Source organism: Bradyrhizobium sp. USDA 4354, from assembly GCF_054060315.1.
This window is the reverse complement of the sequence record NZ_JBSSDC010000001.1, coordinates 2,455,001-2,476,638: the sequence shown is the minus strand read 5'-3', so window position 1 is coordinate 2,476,638 and position 21,638 is coordinate 2,455,001. Positions and strand designations below refer to the sequence as shown.

Sequence of the window (21,638 nt, the reverse complement as noted above, 5' to 3'; positions counted from 1 at the left end):
GTCACGCGGGGGGCCCGGGTTCCCCTGCTGGGCTGATTACGCATCAGGCCAAGAAAAGTTCCGCCGGGCTGGGAACTTTTTCGCGAACCTGGAATTGTGCCTATCCAGGGAACGGCTCCCGGTTGAGAAAACCTCTCGATTTTACAGTCACTTAACTCGGGGAAACGTGGAACAGGTCATGAAAGATCTCAAGTCTCAAGCCAGCAGAAGCACGACCCCCGGCAAGGGAGGCCTCACTCCGGAGATTCAATCCCGGATCGGGCATCAGTTGCGCGCCATGTACGACGATGTCGTGCGACAGGGGGTTCCAGATCGGTTCGCAGAACTGATCAAGAAGCTTGATGCGCCGGGAGCGACACCCCACGTGGAAAATGAGGGCGGATCCAACGACAACAACAATGGGAGGGATTAATGCCTCTCACGGACTCCCTGCGTAACGACATTTTGGCGGCCGTGCCCAGTCTGCGCGCCTTCGCCATCTCGCTGAGCGGCAATGCGGACCGCGCCGACGATCTGGTCCAGGAGACGCTGCTGCGAGCGCTCGCCAACATCGACTCGTTCCAGCCCGGCTCCAACCTGCCGGCCTGGCTGTTCACGATTCTGCGCAACCTGTTTCGCTCCGACTATCGCAAACGACGGCGCGAGGTCGAGGATGCCGAAGGCAACTACGCCAAGACGCTGAAGACACAGCCTTCGCAGAACGCGCATCTCGAATTCGAGGAGTTTCGCACGGCGCTGGACAAGCTTCCGCAGGACCAGCGTGAGGCGTTGATCCTGGTCGGCGCGTCGGGCTTCTCCTATGAAGACGCGGCCTCGATCTGCGGCTGCGCAGTCGGCACGATCAAGAGCCGCGTGAACCGCGCGCGCTCCAAGCTCGCCGCGCTGCTCTATGTCGACGGCGCCGAGGATTTCGGACCCGACGAGACCGTGCGGGCCGTGATCGGCGGCAGCGGCGGCTGACAGCCGGCGTCAATCGGACCGGGACGAGACGAAGACGGCCGTTTCCGCGGCCGTCTTCGTGCGTGCCTGACGCCGATGAACGTCGAGCTCATGGCATTCGATCACGTATCCACGAAGGTTACGGTCTCGGCCACGCTCGCACGCGAGGTGCGGTAGCTGTTGACCTTGTGCGCATGGTCCGCATAGCCGAACGAAATGCCGCAGACGACGCGGCGGTCGTCGGGCAGATTGAAGTGGCGACGGATCAGGCTCGAATGCCGCGCGAGCGCTGCCTGCGGAATCGTCCCTAGCCCGAGCGCCTGCGCCGCCAGCATGAAGTTGGAGACATAAGCGCCGCAGTCGATCGCACCGTAGATGCCGAGCGGCTCGTTGGTGTGGATGATGGCGACGTGCGGCGCGCCGAAGAAATTATAGTTCTCCAGCGCCTGCCTGGCGTAGGCGGCCTTGTCGCCGCGGGCGATGCCAAGCGTGTTGTAGAGCTGGAAGCCGCTCTCGCGGCGGCGTTCGAGATAGACCCCGGCATATTCACGCGGCGGAGTGAAATCGTAATCGTCGCCGAGACCGCCCGAGGCCTCGGCGTAGATCGCCTTGCGAAAACGTTCCTTGGCCTCGCCGCTGGCGATGACGACCTGCCAGGGCTGGCTGTTGCACCAGGACGCGGTGCGCTGCGCGGTGGTCAGCACGTGCTGGATGGTCGCGCGATCGACTTCCTTGGGAAGAAACGCGCGGACGGAGTAGCGCTCGTTGAGGAGCTCTTCGAGCACGCCGATGCGATCGTTTTGTTTCACTTGTGCGTCCATGAAATCAGCTCGCGCTCTTGTCGTAGGGTGGGTTAGCTCGCGGCTGTGCGAAGCACAGTCCGCTAGCGTAACGCACCTCTTCGGTTTCCGCATTGACAGGTGGGTTACGTCCAGCGGATCGCGCTTCGCGCATCCGCTGCGCTAACCCACCCTACAATGCCACATCACCGCCCCTTGGTCGGGATCTTGTTGTACGGCACGTCCTTGTCAACGCGAATGTCGCCCGGCAGGCCCAGCACGCGCTCGGCGATGATATTGCGCAGGATCTCGTCAGTGCCGCCGGCGATGCGCATCGAGGGCGAGGACAGCAGCATCTGCTGGAACTGGCCCTGCGCCGTCTCCTCGTCGCTGCCCGTGAGAACGCCGGCCGCGCCCTGCAGGTCCATGGCGTAGGTCGCGATGTCCTGGAGCATCACGCCCGAGACCAGCTTGCCGATCGAATTCTCCGGGCCCGGCCGCTCGCCCTTCGACAGCGCCGAGATCGTGCGGTAGCTGGTGTATTTCAGCCCGCTCGACTTCGCCGCCCAGCTCGCGAGCTTCGAGCGCACGGCGGGATCGTCGATGGCGAGCCCATCCTCCAGCATCAAATTGGAGCAGAACTCGAACATTTCGGGGACGCCGGTCGCAAGCCGCGCACCGATCGACATGCGCTCGTTCATCAGGGTGGTCAGCGACACGCTCCAGCCGTCGCCGATGGCCCCTAACCGCTGGCTGTCGGGGATCACGACATCGGTGAAATAGACCTCGTTGAATTCCTGCATGCCGTTGGCCTGCTTGATCGGCCGGATCTCGACGCCGGGGCTCTTCATGTCCAGGAAGAACATGGTGAGGCCCTTGTGCTTGGGGACATCAGGATCGGTGCGCGCGATCAGGAGGCCGTAGTCGGAGTAATGCGCGCCTGAGGTCCAGATCTTCTGGCCATTGACGACCCAATTGTCGCCCTTCTTCTCGGCACGCGTGCGCAGGCCCGCGACGTCCGAGCCGGCCGACGGCTCGGAGAACAGCTGGCACCAGATCTCCTCGCCCGAAGCGAGCTTCGGCAAATAGCGGCGCTTGGCGTCCTCGCTGCCGAAAGCCATCACGGTCGGCCCGCACATGCCCTCGCCGATCTGGAACGGCTGCGTCAGCTTGCCGTAGGCGCCTTCCTCCTGCTGCCAGATCACCCGCTCGATCGGCGTCGCGCCACGGCCGCCATATTCCTTCGGCCAGTGCAGGCAGGCCCAATTGCCTTCGAACTTCTTCTTCTGCCAGGCCTTACCGACATCGACGATGTCGTGGTGAGCGAGCCGGATGCGGCCGAGCGAGGATTTCGACAGCTCGGCATGCAGCTCCCTCGGCGCATTGGCCTCGATCCATTTGCGCGCGGTCTCTCGGAACGCGGCTTCCTCCGGGGTGTCGTCGAAATTCATCTTCGAGCTCTCCTCTCTCGTGCCCCGGACGCGGCGCAGCGCAAAGCGGTGCGCTGCAGAGCCGGGGCCCATTGTGGCCTTGGTCCCGGCTCTGCGGAGCGGTATTTCGTACCGCACCGCGTCCGGGACACGATCAGCCTCTTCCCTTGGTCGGAATCTTGTTGAACGGCACGTCCTTGTCGACACGGATGTCGCCGGGCAGGCCCAGCACCCGCTCGGCGATGATGTTGCGCATGATCTCGTCGGTGCCGCCTTCGACGCGGGTGCCCGGCGCGCGCAGCAGCATGGCCTGGAATCGGCCGGCGACTTCAGCGTCTTCCGGGCCGCTAACGACGCCAGCCGCACCTTGCAAATCCAGCGCATAGGTCGCGACGTCCTGGATCATCGAGCCCGCCACCAGCTTGCCGATCGAATTCTCCGGCCCCGGCCGCTCGCCCTTGGACAGCGCCGAGATCGCGCGCATGCTGGTGTACTTCAGCCCGCTCGCCTTCACCGCCCAGTTGGCAAGCTTCGAGCGCACCGCGCGATCCTCGATCGCCGGACCACCGTCGAGCATCAGGCTGGAGCAATATTCGAACAGCTCCGGGAAACCGGTCGAGACGCCCGCGCCGATCGACATGCGCTCGTTCATCAGCGTGGTCAGCGAGACGTTCCAGCCGTCACCGACCTCGCCGAGGCGCTGGTGGTCGGGGATGCGCACATTGGTGAAATAGACCTCGTTGAAGTCGGAGGCGCCGCTTGCCTGCTTGATCGGCCTGACCTCGACGCCCGGGCTCTTCATGTCGAGGAAGAACATGGTGAGGCCCTTGTGCTTGGGCACGGCCGGATCGGTGCGCGTCAACAGGATGCCGTAGTCGGAATAATGCGCGCCCGATGTCCAGATCTTCTGGCCGTTGATCACCCACTCGTCGCCGTCCTTCTCGGCGCGCGTGCGCAAGCCCGCGACATCAGAGCCGCCAGCCGGCTCGGAGAACAGCTGGCACCAGACGTTCTCGCCGGAGGCGAGCGGCGGCAGATATTTGCGCTTATGCTCCTCGCGCGCGAACGCCATCATGGTCGGCCCGCACATGCCATGGCCGATGATGAACATGTGAGAGAGCTTTCCGAACGGCCCCTCTTCCTGCTGCCAGATCACGCGCTCGATCGGCGAGGCGCCGCGGCCGCCATACTCCTTCGGCCAGTGCAGGCAGGCCCAGCCGGCCTCGGCTTTCTTCTTCTGCCAGGCTTTTGCCACTTCGAGAATGTTGGCGCTTTTCAGCTGCGTACGGCCGAGCGAGGATTTGCGCAGCTCCTCTTCATACTGCTTCGGCGCGTTCGCGGCGATCCAGGCGCGGGCGGTAGCGCGAAATTCGGCTTCCTGCGGGGTGTCGTCGAAGTTCATGGCAGCTCTCACATTTCGTAGGGCGGGTTAGCCCCGGGCTGCGCGCAGCGCAGTCCCTTGGCGTAACCCACCTCTTTGGTTTCCGTGTCGACAGAAGTGGTGGGTTACGCCGAGCGGACTGCGCTTCGCGCATCCGCAGGGCTAACCACCCTACGCACCTGTCGTTACGCCGCGTTCTTCTTGCGCATCCGGTCGATCAACTGATCCTCCCAATAGCTGAGGCTGCCGAGCCCGAGCGCCATCGCATTGGCGCGGCGGTAGTACATGTGGCAGTCGAACTCCCAGGTGAAGCCCATACCGCCGTGAACCTGGATGTTGTTTTTGGCGCAGTGCTGGAACGCCTGCGTCGCGCTGATGCGCGCGGCGGCCGCGGCTTCCGGCAGCTCGGCCGCGTTGGTCGAGAGCGCCCAGGCGCCGTAATAGCTGTTGGAGCGCGCCAGCGTCGCCGACACATACATGTCGGCAAGCATGTGCTTGACCGCCTGGAACGAACCGATCTGCCGGCCGAAGGCGATGCGGTCGAGCGCGTAGTCGCGGCCCATCTCCAGCGCGCGATCAGAGCCGCCGACCTGTTCGAAGGCGCAGAGCACCGCGGCGCGATCGAGCACCTGAGTCAAGATGCTCCAGCCTTCGCCGGCGGCACCGAGCGGCTCGGCTTTAGCGTCCTTGAAGGTGATCTCCGCTTGCCCGCGGGTCGGATCGAGATTGGTGAGGTTTTTGACCTCGACGCCGCCAGCCTTGAGATCGACCAGGAACAGCGAGATGTCATTGTCGCGCCCGCTCGATCCCGTCCGCGCGACGACGACGGCGAAGTCGGCGATCGCACCATCGGCGACCGGCTTCTTGACGCCGTTGAGCACGCCGTTCGCAGCCGTCAGCTTGACGTTCTTCGGCGCCGGATTGCCCTTGCCCTCGAACAGCGCCAACGTGCCGATCGCCTCGCCCGACGCGATCGCCGGCAGCCATTTCTTCTTCTGCGCGTCGCTGCCCGCGATCAACAGCGCTTCGGCGGCAAGGTACACGGTCGAGGAGAACGGCACCGGCGCATTGGCCCGGCCCATCTCTTCCGCGATCACGCAGAGCTCGAGATGACCTGCGCCAGCACCACCGAACTCCTCGGGAATCGCGACGCCGAGGAAGCCCATCTCGGCAAGACCTTTCCACAGCTCCTTGTCGTAAGGTGCCTTGCCGTCGAGCACGACGCGCACCGCCTTGGGCGAGCATTTTTCAGCGAGGAATTTGCGCGCCTGGTCGCGGAGCTGTTTTTGATCGTCGGAGAAATCGAAGTTCATGGCGGGCTACCTCTTATTCGTTGTCATTGAGACCGTCATTCCGGGGCGCGACGAAGTCGCGAGCTATGATGCGCAATTGCGCATCTGAGAATCCATAACCACGAGCCGGGGTTATGGATTCCGGGCCTGGCCCTTCAGGCCATCCCGGAATGACGAGGTGGGAGAGTTGCGCATTCATCGCAGCACGATCACATCTTCATCCGGCTTGTCGGCGTAAAGTCGCTCCACCAGTGCCGCGCGGCGCTCGAGGCCCGCGCGCTGGTTGATGTAGCCCTTGTCGGTCAGCTCGTTGCCGTCGATCGAGGGCGGCTCGACCATCAACATCGCGCGCGCGATGATGCGGCTGCTGGCGCCCTCGCACTCCTTGTTGTGGGCTTCCAGGCCGCGCCTGAAGCAGGCAATCACCTCGGGATGCTTCACCGCGTCGGCAAAGCTCAAATCGGGATTGCCGACGAGCTGACGGCAGGCGTGCAAATTGGGCCAGGCCAAGAGGCCGATGAATGCGCGATCCTGTCCCGCGACCAGCGCGTCGTGCACGACAGGCGTGGCCGCCGCGATCGCATCGGTCCGGAGCGAGCCGACATGCACGAACGTGCCGGTGGTGAGCTTGAAGTCTTCCACCACGCGTCCGGCGAAGATGATGCCCTGCACCGGATCGGCATCATCGACGAAGATGCCGGCATCGCCGATGCAGTAAAAACCTTCCTCGTCGAACATCTTCTGCGTCAGCTCCGGCTGACCGAAATAGCCGGGCGTGACGTTGACGCCGCGCAGGCGCAATTCGTATTTCGAGCCGCACGGCACCATCTTCAATTCGACGCCGGGGAACGGCAGGCCGATCAGGCCGACGCGCTCGGTGTCCCAATAGGTGCCGGTCGAGGTCGGCGCGGTCTCGGTCGAGCCCCAGCCGGTGTAGAACACGATGCGCTCGCCGGTGGTCTTCACCGCTAGCGCCTGCATGCGCTCGTAGAGATCGTCGGGCAGCCGCGCGCCGCCATAGGCCATGATCGAGAGGTTCTTGAAGAAGGAGCGGCAGAGCGCGTCGTCCTTCTCCATCGCCGCCGCAAGCGCGGCGTAGCCGGCGGGCACGTTGGCATAATAGGTGGGCGAGATCTCGCGCAGATTGCGCAGCGTCTCCTCGAACTGGCCCGGCATCGGCCTTCCGTCGTCGATATAGAGCGTGCCGCCATCGACCAGGATCGGGTGGAACGCCGCATTGCCGCCCATGGTGTGATTCCAGGGCATCCAGTCCAGCATGGTCGAGATCGGACCACTGGGATCGCGCGGCCGCACCTGCATCATCATCGCCGCATTGGCGCACATCATCTCCTGGGTGTTGATGACGGCCTTGGGCATGCCGGTCGAGCCTGACGTGAACAGCAGCTTGCCGACGGTGTCGGGCGAGATCTTAGCGATCGACTCCTCGACGTCCTTCGTCACCGGCGTTGACGCAAGCTCGGCGAAGCTGACGCTCCTGATGTCCTCGCAAGGCCGCGCGACGTGAACCACGGTACCGCTGAGGTCGAGCGCGTTCAGCGCCTTCTCGAAGGTCGGACCGTCCTGCACCATCACCACGGCCGGCTTGATCAGGTCGAACAAATATTTCAACTTGACGTGATCATGGCTCATCAGCGAGTAGGCCGGCGACACCGGAGCCGCCGGGACGCGCGCCTGCATCGCAGCCTGCGTCATCAACGCATGCTCGATCGAATTGCCGGAGAGGATCGCGACCGGTCGTCCCTCGAGCTTGAGGTTCAGCAGTCCTTGCGTCAGCGCGTCCACGGTGCGCTTGGCTTCGCCATAAGAGACCTTGCGCCATTCGCGGTTGGGACCGCCGCGCTGCGCCAGCCAAATGCGCTCGGGTGCTTCCTTCGCCCATTTCGCCAGCGAGGCCGGGATGTGCTTCTCATGAGGCTGCAGCGGAATGCGCGACTTCAGCACCACCGTGCCGTCGCCGCGGCGCTCGACCTCGATGTCGCGCTTGAGCCACTGGACCTTGCGAAAGGCCGGCTTCGTCATCACCGCCGCCGCGCTCCCACTCATTTTGCGTCTCCCGGAATTACTGTCCTTTGCGGATCTTCGTGGTTCAGCGCCTGATATAGACAGGCTTTCGCTTCTCAAGGAAGGCCCTGATGCCTTCCGAAAACTCTTCCGAGCGGCTGCACAGGACCTGGTTGCGATCCTCCATCGCGATCGCAGCTTCCAGCGATCCGGCATCGACGCTCATGTTGAGACATTCCTTGGATAGCCGCAGCCCCACGGGCGAAGCCGTCATCATCGCCTCGACATAGGGCTCGGCCGCCGCATCGAGCTTATCCTCGTCCACGACCTCCGAGACGAGGCCGACCGCCAGCGCGCGCTCGGCGCCGATGAAGCGCCCGGTGAGGATCAGCTCGGATGCGACGGAGACGCCGACGAGGCGCGGCAGGAAGTAGCTGGTGCCGATGTCGCAGCCTCCGAGGCCGAGCTTGATGAAGGCGCAGTTCATCCGCGCCGACTTGGCGGCAATGCGGATGTCGGACGCCAGCGCCAGCGCAAAACCGCCACCGGCCGCCGCACCCTGCACCAGCGCGAGGATCGGCTGCGAGCAGCGCCGCATCAGCATCACGATGTCGGCGATGCGCCGCTGCGAATCCAGCGACTCCGTAACGCCGGGCGGCTCCTGCTGCCCCGCGCGGCGCGCCATCGCCGCCTTGAGGTCGAGGCCCGCGCAAAAATTCTTGCCGGCCCCCCTGAGCACGACGACGCGGGTGTCGCGGTTGCGTTGAAGGCCCTGGAAGTAGTCGTTGAGCGCGTCGATCAGCGCCGGATCGAGCGCGTTGAGCTGTTCCGGCCGATTGAGCGTCACCCGGTCGACGCCGTCGTCATGATCGATCAGCAGCGGTTGGGACATGAGAGCCTCGCACTTTCGTGTCACACGGGGACCGTCTCCCACCCTCCCCTGGAGGGGGAGGGTCGGCTCACATTGCGCGCAGCGAAATGTGAGACGGGGTGGGGTGAAGGTCCCTCCGCGACGAACACTGCCCGAGTGGAGAGATCACCCCACCCCGCTCGCGCTTTGCGCGATCGACCCTCCCCCTCCAGGGGAGGGTAAGAAGAGCACTGCTTACCGCGGCGCCATGCGAATCGCACCGTCGAGGCGGATGGTCTCGCCGTTGAGCATCGGGTTCTCGACGATGTGCACCGCCAGCATGCCGTACTCGTTGGCATCGCCGAGGCGCGAAGGATGTGGCACCTGGGCGCCCAGGCTCTTGCGGGCTTCCTCGTTCAGCCCCATCAGCAGCGGCGTGAAGAACAGGCCGGGCGCGATGGTGTTGACGCGGATCTTCTGGCTGGCGAGGTCGCGCGCGGCCGGCAGCGTGAGGCCGACGACGCCCCCCTTCGAGGCCGAATAGGCGATCTGGCCGATCTGGCCTTCGTAGGCCGCAACCGAGGCCGTGTTGATGATAACGCCGCGCTCTTCGCCGATGGGCTCGATCGTGACGAGGCGCTCGGCGAACAGACGCAGGCAATTGAAGGTGCCGATCAGATTGACGTTGATGATGCGCGCGAACTTTTCGAGCGGGTAGACGCCATCGCGGCCGACGATGCGCTGCGAGCCACCGATGCCGGCGCAGTTCATCAGCACGCGCGCGACGCCATGCGCAGCTTCCGCTTTCGCAATCGCGGCCTTGATCTGCTCCTCGCTGGTGACGTCGGCGTGAAGCGCGACGCCCTTCACTTCAGCGGCGACCTTCTCGGCGTTTTCCTTGCTCTGGTCGATCACACCGATCTTGGCGCCCTTGGCCGCCATGGCACGGGCGGTCGCGGCACCCAGGCCCGAGCCACCGCCGGTGATGAGAACGGCTACGTCTTTCAGTTGCATTTTAAAGCCTCTCCTTGGTTGTTGGTTTCTGATTGGCGAGTAGCGAATGGATCAACAGACCATTCGCCACTCGCTATTCGCCATTCGCCCCTTCTAGTATTCCGCCGCAGATCAGCGTTTCCATGTGCTTGATGTATTGCCGGCAGACGTCGTCGGTGACCGGGCCGACGCCGGTCGCGCGGGACATCGCGTGCCGGCCGAAGAACAGATGATCGCAGGCGCCGATCAGGCTTGTGTAGAACAGCACCGGATCGGTCTGGCGGAATTCGCCGCGGCTGACGCCTTCGGCCAGCAGGCGGCGGTGGAAGTCCAGCAGCGGCGCAACGAAGAATTTCGAGACTTCATCGGCGGAGCTCGCGCTAGTCTCGTGGAGCAGATAGTGGATCAGCCGATTCATATAGGGGAACCGGTGATAGGCGCGGATGATGCCGGCGATATGCAGCTTCAGCTTCGCCGTCGACGTGATCGGCTGCGCCAGCAGATATTCGAGATTGGACATCTCGGTCGCAGCATCCCGTGCGAGCAGCGCCAGCAAGAGGCCATCCTTGTTACCGAAATGATATTTGACCAGCGCGGCGTTGGCGCCGGATTTCTGCGCAATGTCGGAGAGCGAGATCTCGATCGAGGAGCGTTCGATCATCAGCTCGCTCGCGGCCACGAGCAATTTCTCTGCCGTGGAATTTTTCCCGCCGGGGAGCCTGTTCGGTACGCTGGTAGCCACGGATATCCCTGTTTGGCCGCTGGAAGCGGGGCGCAGATAAGCCCAAGCAGCGCCTCATCACAAGAGTTAATTGATCGATTGACTAAACGATATCCCACCCCTTAAATCCGCCCCGAGAACCCAATTCAGAACAATCATGGGAGAGACCGAAATGGCCGAGGCTTACATCGTCGCCGCTGCGCGTACCGCGGGCGGGCGCAAGGGGGGCCGCCTCGCCGGCTGGCATCCGGCCGATCTCGCCGCGAAGGTGCTGGACGAACTGGTCGATCGCGCCAAGGTCGATCCGGCCCAGGTCGAGGACGTGATCATGGGCTGCGTGATGCAGGTCGGCGAGCAGTCCAACAACGTCGCGCGCAACGCGGTGATGGCGTCAAAGCTGCCGGAGAGCGTGCCGGGCACCTCGATCGACCGCCAGTGCGGCTCCTCGCAGCAGGCGCTGCACTTCGCTGCGCAAGCCGTGATGTCCGGCGCGATGGACGTTGTGATCGCGGCCGGCGTGGAATCGATGACGCGGGTGCCGATGGGGCTGTCGTCGCAGCTGCCGGCCAAGAATGGCTTTGGCAATTACAAGAGCCCGGGCATCGAGAAGAAGTATCCAAACATCGTATTCAGCCAGTTCACCGGCGCGGAGATGATGGCGGAGCGGTACGGCCTCTCCAAGGATGAGCTCGACGAATTCTCGTGCAACAGCCATCAGCGCGCAATTGCGGCGACGCAAGCCGGGCACTTCAAGAAGGAGATCGTGCCGCTCGAGATCACCCGCGCCGACGGCAGCAAGGACACCCATCACATCGACGAGGGCATCCGCTTCGACGTCAGCCTCGACGGCATCAAGGGCGTCAAGCTGATCGCCGAGAACGGAAAGCTGACAGCGGCCAGCGCCAGCCAGATCTGTGACGGCGCCTCCGGCGTGATGGTCGTGAACGAGCGCGGCCTGAAGCAACTCGGCGTCAAGCCACTCGCACGCGTCCACCACATGACCATGACCGGCGGCGATCCCGTCATCATGCTGGACGCTCCGCTGCACGCCACCAAGCGCGCGCTGGAGAAGGTCGGCATGAAGATCGGCGACATCGACCTGTTCGAGGTCAACGAGGCCTTCGCCTCGGTGCCGACGGCGTGGCTGAAGACCACCGGCGCCGATCCGGAGCGTCTCAACGTCAACGGCGGCGCGATTGCGCTCGGGCATCCCCTCGGCGGCTCCGGCACCAAGCTGATGACCACGCTGGTCCACGCCCTGCACCAGCGCGGCAAGCGCTATGGCCTGCAGACCATGTGCGAAGGCGGCGGCATGGCCAATGTGACGATCGTGGAGCGACTGTAAAGAAGAAAAGCGAGTCGTGAGTGGCGAGTAGCGAATGGTGAGTAGGTGAAGAGCGGTTTGCCCTTCTTCCTATTCGCCATTCGCTACTCGCCATTCGCGTTTTGAGGAAACGTCATGACCCACCCCTCCATCCACGCCCGCACCACGCCGAACAAGATCGCCTACCAGATGGCCGGCACCGGCAAGGCGATCACCTATCGCGAGCTCGACGAGCTCTCGAACCAGGGCGCGCACCTCTTCCGTTCGCTCGGCCTGAAGGCCGGCGACCACATCGCGCTGCTGATGGAGAACCGGCTCGCCTTCATGGAGCTCTGCTGGGCCGCGCAGCGCAGCGGGCTCTATTACACCGCGATCAGCCGCTATCTGAAGCAAGACGAGATCGACTACATCATCGGCGATTGCGGCGCCAAGGTGGTCATCACCACGCCGAAATGCGCGGACCAGATCAAGGGCCTGATCAAGGGCGCGCCCGGCGAGCCGATCTTCTACATGATGGACGAGCCGCTGCCTGGCTTCCGTTCCTACGACAAGGAAGCGGGCGCACAGCCGACCACGCCGATCGCGGACGAAGTCGCCGGCTACGACATGCTCTATTCGTCCGGCACCACCGGCCGGCCCAAAGGCGTCAAGAAGGCCTTCGAGGGCAAAGCGATCGACGAACCGAACCCGCTTCTGCGCGTGCTCTGTGCCGACATGTGCGGCATGAATGCCGAGAGCACTTATCTGTCGCCGGCGCCGCTCTATCACGCCGCCCCCTTGCGCTTCAACATGATGGCGACCGTGCTCGGCGGCACCTCCATCATCATGGAGCATTTTGACGCCGAAGAGTTCCTGAAGCTGGTCGAGAAATACAAGGTGACGCAATCGCAGCTGGTGCCGACCATGTTCGTGCGCATGCTGAAGCTGCCGGACGAGTTGCGCACGAAGTACAACGTCTCCACGCTGAAGGGCGCGATCCACGCCGCGGCGCCGTGCCCGGTCGACGTCAAGGCCAAGATGATCGAATGGTGGGGACCGATCCTGATCGAATATTACGCGGGCTCGGAAGGCAACGGCGTTACCGTCTGCACATCGCAGCAATGGCTGGAGCATCGCGGCAGCGTCGGCCGCGCCGTGGTAGGCAAGGTCAAGATTCTGGACGAGGACGACGAGGAGCTGCCGGTCGGCGAAATCGGCACCGTCTACTTCGCCGACGCGCCCGCCTTCACCTATCACAATGACCCCGAGAAGACGAAGAAGGCCTACAACGCCAAGGGATGGTCGACGCTCGGCGACGTCGGCTATCTCGACAAGGACGGCTTCCTCTATCTCACCGACCGCAAGTCCTACATGATCATCTCCGGCGGGGTGAACATCTACCCGCAGGAGACCGAGGACGTGCTGATCACCCATCCTGATGTCGCCGACGTCGCCGTGTTCGGCGTGCCGAACGATGAGATGGGCGAGGAGGTGAAGGCGGTGGTGCAGCCGCATGACATGAGCCACGCCGGCAAGGCGCTCGAAGCCGATTTGATCGTCTATTGCAAGACCCGCCTCTCCGCCATCAAGTGCCCGCGCTCGATCGATTTCGAAGCCGAGCTGCCGCGCACGCCGACGGGAAAATTGGTGAAGCGGCACCTGCGCGACAAATACTGGCCGAGCACGGCGGCGAAGATTTAGGCGAGGTCTCGTGTCCCGGACGCGGTGCAGCGCGGAGCGGTGCGCCGCAGAGCCGGGGCCCATCTCGCGGCAGTGCTGGGCCCCCGGCTCTGCAGTGCGTCACTACGTGCCGCACTGCGTCCGGGGCACGAGACCGTTGCCCTCAATCAAACAAACTCGGCGTGTGGTTCACCAGCGCGCCTTCGATCTCCAGCATCTTGAGCTTCGTCACCACGCCGCCGTTGGCCGAGAAACCGCCGGGCTTGTTGCCGGCGGCGAGCACACGATGGCAGGGCACCACGATCGGGCACGGGTTGCGGCCGAGCGCCTGGCCGACGTCGCGCGACAGCTGGACGCCGCCGAGCTGCTTGGCGATGTCGCCATAGGTGATGGTCTTGCCCGGTGGGACGGCGCGGGCGATGTCGTAGACGCCGCGGTTGAATTCGGGAACGCGGTCGAGGTCGAGCGGGATGTCAGTGAGGTCGTCGTGCTCGCCCGCGAGCAGCTTGACGATGCGGTCGATCGCTTCTCGCACCTCGGCGGTCGGCTCGGCTTCGGTCGCTTCGGGGTGGCGCTGATGGATGCGGGTGCGGATCTTCTGCTCGCCGCCCATCGGCAATTGCGTGCCGTTGATGCCGCGCGGGCCCCAGGCGATAGCGCACAGGCCGATCCGGGTCTCGAACAGGGCAAAATGCTGGTTGGTCATGGCTAGGTTCCTGGCTTGCTTCCGTTGCAGGCCCCCACTTTGATTTCCCGCCAAATCTAGGCTTGGAAATAGTTGCGATCCACCCGGTTTCCGGGAATCTTGCACAGGAGTTCCATTCCCTTCGCGAGCCCGGAATGCAAAGCCTCCACGTCAACGGATACGACATGCCCTATCTCGACGTGGGCGAAGACAGAGGCAGGCCGCCGCTGGTCTGCGTGCATGGATCGCTCAACGACTTTCGCGTCTGGGGCTGCGTGCTCGGGCCGCTGACGCAGCGGCATCGGGTGATCGCTGTCAGCCTGCGGCATTTTTTCCCCGAGCGCTGGGACGGCCTCAGCGACACCTATTCGATCGGCCAGCACGTCGACGACATCATCGCCTTCATCGACAAGCTCGATCTCGGGCCGGTCGACCTGATGGGCCATTCACGCGGCGGGCATATCTGCTTCCGCGCCGCACAGCGGCGGCCGGACCTGCTCCGGCGGTTGATCCTGGCCGAGCCCGGCGGCGAGCTCGATGCGAGCCTTGATCCGGAATACGTCGGCGGCCCCTCGCCGCTGCTGGCGCGCTTCACGGCTTCCGCAGAGAAGATCGCAGCCGGCGATGTCGACGGCGGCCTTGCCGTCTTTGTCGACACGCTGGAAGGCGCCGGCACCTGGCCGCGGCTACCGGCGATGGTGAAGCAGAACCTGCGCGACAACGCCATGACGCTGATCGGCCAGGTCCGCGACAACCGCCCGCCGTTCTCGAAGACGGATGCGGAGTCCATCAAAATGCCGACGCTGTTCATTCTGGGCGCGCGGACCAAAGGCCTGCTGCCGAAGGTGCTGCATGCGCTGGCCGCGCATGTGCCCTACGCCAAGACGGCGATCATCCCGAACGCGACGCATCCGATGTTCGAGCAGGCGCCGCAGAAATATTCCGAAGTGGTTCTGGATTTTCTGGCGAGCTGACCATGCAAAGTTTCCACGTCAACGGATACGACATGGCCTATCTCGAAGTCGGCGAGGGCCCGCCGCTGGTCTGCGTGCACGGCACGCTCGGTGATTTCCGCACCTGGTATTCGGTGCTCGGTCCGCTGTCGAAATCCCATCGCGTAATCTCGGTCAGCCTGCGGCATTTCTTTCCGGAGCACTGGGACGCTGTCGGCGACGACTACAAGATGGCGCAGCACGTCGCCGATACGATCGCCTTCATCGAGCAGGTCAGGCCCGGCCCCGTCGACTTGATGGGCCATTCGCGCGGCGGACATATCGCCTTTCGCGTGGCGCAGGCGCGGCCTGATCTGTTGCGCAAGCTGGTGCTGGCCGAGCCCGGCGGCGATCTCGATGCATCCCTGCCGGTGCCGGAGGGGACGCCCGCACATCCGCCGCTGGCGGCCCGCACCGCGCGATCGGTCGAGATGATCCGCGCCGGCGACCTTGAGGGCGCGCTGCGGAATTTCTACGAAGGCATCGAAGGCGATGGCTCCTGGCGGCGCGTGCCTGCTGCGGCCAAGCAGCAACTCCGCGACAACGCACTCACCTTCCTCGGCCAGATCAACGAGCAGCGCAGGCCCTACACGCTCGGCGATGCGCAGGCGATCAGGACACCGACGCTGCTGATCGGCGGCGGCGCCACCACCGGCAGCCTGTCGGTGATGTGGCGCGTGCTGGCCGCCCACATCGCGGGAGCCCAGACGGCGGTGATTCCGAACGCCGGACACTGGATGTTCGAGCAGGCGCCGCTGGAATTCGGCGAGGTGGTGAACAGGTTCTTGGCGGAGTAACTCTTCGCCTCTCCCCGCCTGCGGCCGCAAGCGGGGCGAGGGAGTGCACGGTCGCTGCCAGCCCTCACGTCACCTTCCACACGCCGACCGGCATCTTGATGGTCGCGTTCAGCCTGTTCCATACGTTAATCGTTGCGATCGCGAGGATCAGGGTTGCGAGCTCGCGCTCGTCGAAATGCTTGTCGGCCTCGTTCCAGATCGCGTCCGGCACCGGGTCTTCGCGATCGGCAAGACGCGTGGCCGCCTCGGTCAAGGCCAGCGCGGCGCGCTCGGCGTCGGTGAAATAGGGCGCATCGCGCCAGGCGGACACGGCGAACAGACGCTCGTCGGTCTCGCCCAGCTTGCGGGCGACCTTGGGATGCATGTCGACGCAGACGCTGCAACCATTGATCTGGCTGGCGCGCAGGTGCACCAGTTCCAGGAGCTTTTCCGGCAGGCCCTGCTTGGTCAGGTTGCCGAGGGACTGAAGGACATTCATGGCCTCGGGCAGGACCATGACCGGGTGATTCATGCGGGCGTGCATCATTTTCGTCTCCATCTGTCGAATTTCGAAGGTTCCGGTCACATCGACCGTATTGGCTTCGTCATGGGCATGACGGATCGCGACAAGGGAATGTGACCGATGACCGAGCAAAATTTTCTGACCGAACAGTTCGAGGCGAGCAGGGACCATTTGCGCGCGGTCGCCTACCGGATGCTGGGGTCCCGCGCCGAGGTCGACGATGCGGTGCAGGAGGCGTGGCTGCGGGTCAGCCGCTACGATATGTCCGACGTCGCGAATTTGCGCGGCTGGCTGACCACCGTGGTCGCGCGCATCTGCCTCGACATGCTGCGCGCCCGGAAGTCGCGCAAGGAAGATCCGATGGGCCCGCACGTGCCCGAGCCGGTCGACGAGACGCGGGAGCGCGAGGCGGAGATGGCCGATTCCGTCGGCGCGGCGCTGCTGGTCGTGCTGGAGACGTTGCAGCCGGCGGAACGGCTCGCCTTCGTGCTGCACGATATGTTCGCCGTGCCGTTCGAGGAGATCGCGCCGATCGTCGGCCGCTCCGTCGATGCTTCGCGCCAACTGGCCAGCCGCGCCCGCCGGCGCGTGCAGGGCGCGCCGGTGCCCGAGACGGATCTGTCGCATCAACGCGGAATCGTCGATGCATTTCTCAAAGCGTCGCGTGAAGGCGATTTCGAGGGCCTGCTCGCGGTGCTCGATCCCGATGTCGTTTTCCGCGCCGACCAGGCCGCCATGCGGCTCGGCTCGCTGCCCGAGATCCGCGGCGCAGACGCCGTCGCGCAGAACTTCAAGGGGCGCGCCCAGGCCGCCCGGACCGCGCTGGTCGATGGCGAGATGGGTGTTGCCGTCATCCTCGGCGGACAGCTGCGCATCGCGCTGCGCGTGACATTCAAGGGCGACCGGATCGCGGGAATCGAGGCGGTGGCCGATGCGGAGCGGATCGCGGTGCTTGAGGTGGAGGTGCTGGAGGGCTGAGATGGATAACCCATTTTGACGAAAACAACCCCATGCACAGTAGGCGGGCATAGCGATATCAATGACTTAGCTTGACCCATCGAGAGCCGCTTGAGCGGGACCTCCAATTCCGCCTTGACGCCTCTCCCCTCCGACTGTACCTTCGAATACGGAATTCCGTATTCCGTTGTAGGAGCTGCCGGCGTGATCCCTCTCGACCCGCTCCCGAACCTGATCGACCAGGTCTATGCGCGGATCCTGGAGGCGATCTCCGACCGCACGCTTCGCCCCGGCCAGCGCATCCGGCAGAACGAGCTCGCCGACAAGCTCGGCGTGTCGCGCCAGCCGGTGTCGCATGCGCTGCATCTGTTGCATCGCCAGGGTCTGGTCGCCGAAAGCGGCCGCCGGGGATTTGAAGTCACCCAGCTCGATCCCGCCCGCATCCGCCAGCTCTATGAGGTGCGCGGCGCCATCGACGCGCTGGCGGCCCGGCTCGCCGCAGCGCGCGCCGGCACCGACGCGGCGGGACGTGCGCGCCTCGACGCGGCGCTCGCTGCGGGCCGCCGCAGCGACCGCAACACGACACTGGCCGAGCTGATCGTGCTCGATGTCGACTTTCACCGCGCGATCTATCAGCTCGCCGGCAATCCCGTGATCGAGGAGACCATTGCGCCGCAATGGCCGCACATGCGGCGCTCGATGGCGACCGTGCTCTCAGAGCTCGACTATCGCGACAGCGCCTGGGCGGAGCATGGCGACATTGCTGGGCGCATTCTTGCCGGTGATGCGGACGGAGCCGAACGCGCCGCGCTCGCGCATGCGCAGACGGCAGGACGGATGACTGAGGAGAGATTGAGGGTGACGGACGCGGCGGCGGCGTAGCGATACGGGTGCCGTCATTCCGGACGCGCGAAGCGCGATCCGGGGTTCTCAGGTGCGCAATTGCGCACCATAGTTCGATGCTCCGCATCGCCCCGGAACGACAAAAAACAAAACAACAGGAGGACGACCGATGAAACTGTCACAGGAGCAATTGGAGTTCTTCCACCGCGAGGGCTGGCTGTTCCTGCCCGAATTGTTCAGTCAGGAGGAGGTCGACCTGCTCGCGCGCGAGGCAGTCGGCATCTACGACGCCGACCGGCCCGAAGTCTGGCGTGAGAAGAGCGGCGCGCCGCGCACGGCCTTTGCCGCGCATCTCTACAACGAGGCGTTCCGCATTCTCGGCGGGCATCCGCGCATGATCGAGCCGGTCGAGCAGGTGTTCGGCGAGCCGGTCTACATGCACCAGTTCAAGATCAACGCGAAATCAGCCTTCACCGGCGATGTCTGGCAGTGGCACCAGGATTACGGCACCTGGAAGCGCGACGACGGCATGCCGGAGCCGCGCGCGATGAACATCGCGATCTTCCTCGACGAGGTGATGCCGATCAACGGCCCCTTGATGCTGGTGCCGCGCAGCCAGAACGCCGGCGATCTCGAAGCCTCGCACGATCTCGCCACCACGTCCTACCCGCTGTGGACGCTGGACGAGGACACCGTGACGCGCCTCGTCAAGCAGGGCGGCATCGTGGCGCCCACGGGCAAGCCCGGCGGCATGCTGATGTTCCACGGCAATCTCGTGCACGGCTCAAGCGGCAACATCACGCCCTACCCGCGCAAGATCGTGTATCTGACGCTGAACGCGGTCTCGAATTACATCCGCACACCGACGCGGCCGGACTACATCGCGCACCGCGACTTCACGCCGATCAAGACGGTGGACGACGACGCCCTGCTGCGGCTCGCCCGTGCGCCGCGGCAGGCGGCGGAGTAAGTAGGTCTCGCGCCCCGGACGCAGCGCAGCGCTTCTTCAGCGGTGCGCTGCTGAGCCGGGGCCCACGCCGCACGGATAGTTTTTCTCTGGGTCCCAGCCCTGCGGAGCGGCACTTCGCGCCGCACCGCGTCCGGGACACGATAGTTTCGCAGGATATTCCCATGAACCTCTTCCGCCTCCTCCAGGCCCGCGCGTCCGCCGGCAAGCCCGTCCGCGTCGCGCTGATCGGGGCCGGCAAATTCGGCTCGATGTTTTTGGCGCAGGTGCCGCACACGCCGGGGCTGGAGGTGCCCATCATCGTCGACATCGACCGGGATCGCGCGCGCGAAGCGTGCCGCACCGTCGGTTGGGACGCAGAGCGAATCGCAGCGACAACCTTCACCGATGACGGTGTGCGGGCCATTGCCGGCGGCACAATGGATGTGGTGGTGGAAGCGACCGGCAATCCCGCCGTCGGCATCAAGCATGCGCGCGCTGCGATCGCGGCGGGCAAGCATATCGTCATGGTGAATGTCGAGGCCGATGTGCTGGCAGGTCCCCTGCTCGCGGAGGAAGCGCGCAAAGCCGGCGTGGTCTATTCGCTCGCCTATGGCGACCAGCCGGCGCTGACTGCGGAGATGGTGGATTGGGCGCGGGCCACCGGCTTCCGCGTCGTCGCGGCCGGCAAGGGGACAAAATACCTGCCGGCCTATCACGACGTGACGCCCGACGGTGTCTGGCAGCATTACGGCCTGACCGCGGGCGAGGCGCAGTCGGCCGGCATGAATCCGCAGATGTTCAACTCCTTCCTCGACGGCACCAAATCGGCGATCGAGATGGCCGCGATCGCCAACGCCTGCGGGCTGGACGTGCCCGCCGACGGTCTGCTGTTTCCGCCCTGCGGCGTCGACGATCTGCCGCACATCATGCGGCCGCGCTCGCGCGGCGGCGTGCTGGAGCGGTCTGGCGTCGTCGAGGTCGTCTCCTCGCTCGAGCGCGACGGCCGGCCGGTGTTTCGCGATCTGCGCTGGGGCGTCTATGTCGTGCTGGAGGCGCCGAATGACTACGCCGCCGATTGCTTCAGGCAATATGGCCTGAAGACCGACGCCAGCGGACGCTTCGCCGCCATGTACAAGCCGTATCATCTGATCGGGCTCGAGCTGAACATCTCGGCGCTGTCGGCCGCGCTGCGGGGCGAGCCCACCGGGCAGGCCCTCGGTTTCCGCGGCGACGTCGCGGCGGTGGCCAAGCGTAGCTTGCGCGCCGGCGAGATGCTCGACGGCGAAGGCGGCTACACGGTGTGGGGCAAGCTGTTACCGGCGGCCGCGAGCCTCAAGGCCGGCGCCTTGCCGATCGGGCTCGCACATCGTGTGAAGCTGAAACATGACGTCGCCCACGGCGCGGTGGTGCGCTGGAACGATGTCGAATTCGACCCGGGCAACGAAACGGTGAAGGCGCGCAAGGTCATGGAAGCTGCATTCGCAGCGCAGCATTGAGGCATTCCCCGGTAGCGCAATCAAAGCGGGCTTGCTTTGCTCTCGCCGTTTCGTCATCCTGTTCCCGATCCGGAAAGTCAAAAATTTCGGACACCAAGAAACGTCAGCCACCGGCGAAGAGCAAAGCGGCGACAAGACCGCGTACCCTCGTCGAGGACACGACATCACAGGAGGGAAATGCATGGAACGTCGTAAATTCCTGACGGCAGGCGGACTGGGCCTTGCCGCAACTGCTGTTGCCGCGCCGGCTGTCGCGCAGTCGATGCCCGAGGTGAAATGGCGGCTGGCGGCGAGTTGGCCGAAATCACTGGATACGCTGTATGGCGGCTGCGAATATTTCTGCAAGCGCGTCGCCGAGATCACCGACAATAGATTCCAGATCCAGCCCTTCGCTGCCGGCGAAATCGTCCCGGGTCTGCAGGTGCTCGACGCCGTATCGAACGGCACGGTCGAGATGGGCAATACCGCGCTCTATTATTACTGGGGCAAGAATCCGGCCTTCACCTTCGGCACATCGCTGCCGTTCGGGCTCAACACGCGCCAGCATATCTCCTGGCTGATATGGGCCGGCGGTCAGGACATGCTGAACGATCTCCTGAAGGAGCACAACGCCATCGGCGTCCCCACCGGCTCGACCGGAGCCCAGATGGGCGGCTGGTTCCGCAAGGAGATCAAGACCGTCGATGATCTCAAGGGCTTGAAATTCCGCGTCGGCGGCTTCGCCGGCACCATCATCTCGAAGCTTGGCGGCGTGCCGCAGCAGATCGCGGCCGGCGACATCTACCCCGCATTGGAGAAGGGGACGATCGATGCTGCGGAGTGGGTCGGACCCTATGACGACGAGAAGCTCGGCTTCGTGAAGGTGGCAAAATATTACTACTATCCCGGCTGGTGGGAAGGCACCGGCCAGGGCCACAACATCATGAACCTCGAAAAGTGGAATGCGCTGCCGAAGAACTACCAGGCCGCCATCAGCACGGCATCGCTGGACACCTTCACCTGGGTCACGGGCAAGTACGACTCGGTC

Annotated in this window: 21 protein-coding genes (1 of these 21 cut by a window edge); 11 read left to right on the top strand and 10 right to left on the bottom strand. The window is 64.6% G+C overall.

What is annotated here, in order from left to right; genetic code table 11:
• The first annotated feature begins 178 nt into the window (after window positions 1-178).
• Together ACVIIV_RS11570 and ACVIIV_RS11565 are read left to right on the top strand one after the other, a co-directional pair.
• A complete protein-coding gene (locus ACVIIV_RS11570; protein ID WP_024337325.1) occupies window positions 179-412 on the top strand; it encodes a NepR family anti-sigma factor in 234 nt (77 codons plus the stop codon).
• Window positions 412-960, top strand: coding sequence for a sigma-70 family RNA polymerase sigma factor (locus tag ACVIIV_RS11565; protein ID WP_018316216.1), 549 nt, complete (start codon window positions 412-414; stop codon window positions 958-960). Before ACVIIV_RS11570 ends, ACVIIV_RS11565 begins: the two co-directional genes overlap by 1 nt.
• Before the next feature lie 101 nt (window positions 961-1,061).
• On the opposite strand, the gene ACVIIV_RS11560 is transcribed toward ACVIIV_RS11565, so the two are convergent.
• The 8 genes from ACVIIV_RS11560 to ACVIIV_RS11525 form a co-directional block, all read right to left on the bottom strand.
• Window positions 1,062-1,760, bottom strand: a complete 699-nt coding sequence (locus ACVIIV_RS11560) for a nitroreductase (protein WP_456744299.1) — start codon at window positions 1,758-1,760, stop codon at window positions 1,062-1,064.
• A 164-nt stretch (window positions 1,761-1,924) separates the two neighbouring features.
• Window positions 1,925-3,169, bottom strand: coding sequence for an acyl-CoA dehydrogenase (locus ACVIIV_RS11555; RefSeq protein ID WP_456744298.1), 1,245 nt, complete (start codon window positions 3,167-3,169; stop codon window positions 1,925-1,927).
• A 133-nt stretch (window positions 3,170-3,302) separates the two neighbouring features.
• Entirely contained in the window at window positions 3,303-4,550 is a 1,248-nt protein-coding gene (locus ACVIIV_RS11550; protein WP_456744297.1) for an acyl-CoA dehydrogenase, read from the bottom strand.
• A gap of 164 nt (window positions 4,551-4,714) precedes the next feature.
• Entirely contained in the window at window positions 4,715-5,842 is a 1,128-nt protein-coding gene (locus ACVIIV_RS11545; RefSeq protein ID WP_456744296.1) for an acyl-CoA dehydrogenase family protein, read from the bottom strand.
• A gap of 174 nt (window positions 5,843-6,016) precedes the next feature.
• On the bottom strand, window positions 6,017-7,885 hold the full coding sequence (locus tag ACVIIV_RS11540) for an AMP-binding protein (RefSeq protein WP_456744295.1): 1,869 nt from the start codon (window positions 7,883-7,885) through the stop codon (window positions 6,017-6,019).
• Window positions 7,886-7,928: 43 nt separating this feature from the next.
• Complete coding sequence (locus ACVIIV_RS11535) at window positions 7,929-8,735, bottom strand: enoyl-CoA hydratase/isomerase family protein (RefSeq protein ID WP_456744294.1); 807 nt, start codon at window positions 8,733-8,735, stop codon at window positions 7,929-7,931.
• A 213-nt stretch (window positions 8,736-8,948) separates the two neighbouring features.
• Window positions 8,949-9,707, bottom strand: a complete 759-nt coding sequence (locus ACVIIV_RS11530) for an SDR family NAD(P)-dependent oxidoreductase (protein WP_456744293.1) — start codon at window positions 9,705-9,707, stop codon at window positions 8,949-8,951.
• A 73-nt stretch (window positions 9,708-9,780) separates the two neighbouring features.
• Window positions 9,781-10,347, bottom strand: a complete 567-nt coding sequence (locus tag ACVIIV_RS11525; protein ID WP_456744292.1) for a TetR family transcriptional regulator — start codon at window positions 10,345-10,347, stop codon at window positions 9,781-9,783.
• A 232-nt stretch (window positions 10,348-10,579) separates the two neighbouring features.
• On the opposite strand from ACVIIV_RS11525, the gene ACVIIV_RS11520 reads away from it, so the two are divergent.
• Window positions 10,580-11,752 carry an acetyl-CoA C-acetyltransferase gene (locus ACVIIV_RS11520; protein ID WP_456744291.1) on the top strand — a complete coding sequence of 391 codons (1,173 nt, stop codon included), beginning with the start codon at window positions 10,580-10,582 and terminating at the stop codon, window positions 11,750-11,752.
• Window positions 11,753-11,866: 114 nt separating this feature from the next.
• Window positions 11,867-13,411, top strand: coding sequence for an acyl-CoA synthetase (locus ACVIIV_RS11515; RefSeq protein WP_456744290.1), 1,545 nt, complete (start codon window positions 11,867-11,869; stop codon window positions 13,409-13,411).
• Between the two features lie 142 nt (window positions 13,412-13,553).
• Here ACVIIV_RS11515 and ACVIIV_RS11510 read toward each other — a convergent pair whose 3' ends face one another.
• Entirely contained in the window at window positions 13,554-14,096 is a 543-nt protein-coding gene (locus ACVIIV_RS11510; RefSeq protein WP_456744289.1) for a methylated-DNA--[protein]-cysteine S-methyltransferase, read from the bottom strand.
• Window positions 14,097-14,230: 134 nt separating this feature from the next.
• Between ACVIIV_RS11510 and ACVIIV_RS11505 the strand changes: the two genes are divergently transcribed.
• Both ACVIIV_RS11505 and ACVIIV_RS11500 read left to right on the top strand, forming a co-directional pair.
• Entirely contained in the window at window positions 14,231-15,049 is an 819-nt protein-coding gene (locus ACVIIV_RS11505) for an alpha/beta fold hydrolase (protein WP_456744288.1), read from the top strand.
• A 2-nt stretch (window positions 15,050-15,051) separates the two neighbouring features.
• Entirely contained in the window at window positions 15,052-15,864 is an 813-nt protein-coding gene (locus ACVIIV_RS11500; protein ID WP_456744287.1) for an alpha/beta fold hydrolase, read from the top strand.
• Window positions 15,865-15,928: 64 nt separating this feature from the next.
• Here the strand turns inward: ACVIIV_RS11500 and ACVIIV_RS11495 are convergent, their stop codons facing one another.
• Entirely contained in the window at window positions 15,929-16,387 is a 459-nt protein-coding gene (locus ACVIIV_RS11495) for a carboxymuconolactone decarboxylase family protein (protein ID WP_456748707.1), read from the bottom strand.
• 99 nt (window positions 16,388-16,486) lie between these two features.
• Between ACVIIV_RS11495 and ACVIIV_RS11490 the strand changes: the two genes are divergently transcribed.
• The 5 genes from ACVIIV_RS11490 to ACVIIV_RS11470 all read left to right on the top strand — a co-directional run.
• Window positions 16,487-17,344 (top strand): sigma-70 family RNA polymerase sigma factor, encoded by an 858-nt coding sequence (locus tag ACVIIV_RS11490; protein ID WP_456744286.1) that lies wholly within the window; start codon window positions 16,487-16,489, stop codon window positions 17,342-17,344.
• A gap of 183 nt (window positions 17,345-17,527) precedes the next feature.
• On the top strand, window positions 17,528-18,205 hold the full coding sequence (locus ACVIIV_RS11485; protein ID WP_456744285.1) for a GntR family transcriptional regulator: 678 nt from the start codon (window positions 17,528-17,530) through the stop codon (window positions 18,203-18,205).
• Between the two features lie 130 nt (window positions 18,206-18,335).
• Window positions 18,336-19,136 (top strand): phytanoyl-CoA dioxygenase family protein, encoded by an 801-nt coding sequence (locus tag ACVIIV_RS11480; protein ID WP_456744284.1) that lies wholly within the window; start codon window positions 18,336-18,338, stop codon window positions 19,134-19,136.
• A gap of 161 nt (window positions 19,137-19,297) precedes the next feature.
• Complete coding sequence (locus ACVIIV_RS11475; RefSeq protein WP_456744283.1) at window positions 19,298-20,611, top strand: NAD(P)H-dependent oxidoreductase; 1,314 nt, start codon at window positions 19,298-19,300, stop codon at window positions 20,609-20,611.
• Window positions 20,612-20,792: 181 nt separating this feature from the next.
• A protein-coding gene (locus tag ACVIIV_RS11470; RefSeq protein WP_456744282.1) for a TRAP transporter substrate-binding protein crosses the window boundary here: on the top strand, window positions 20,793-21,638 show its 5' portion. 243 nt of this gene lie beyond the right edge of the window; only the first 846 of its 1,089 coding nucleotides appear in the window; it begins with the start codon at window positions 20,793-20,795; its stop codon lies beyond the right edge, outside the window.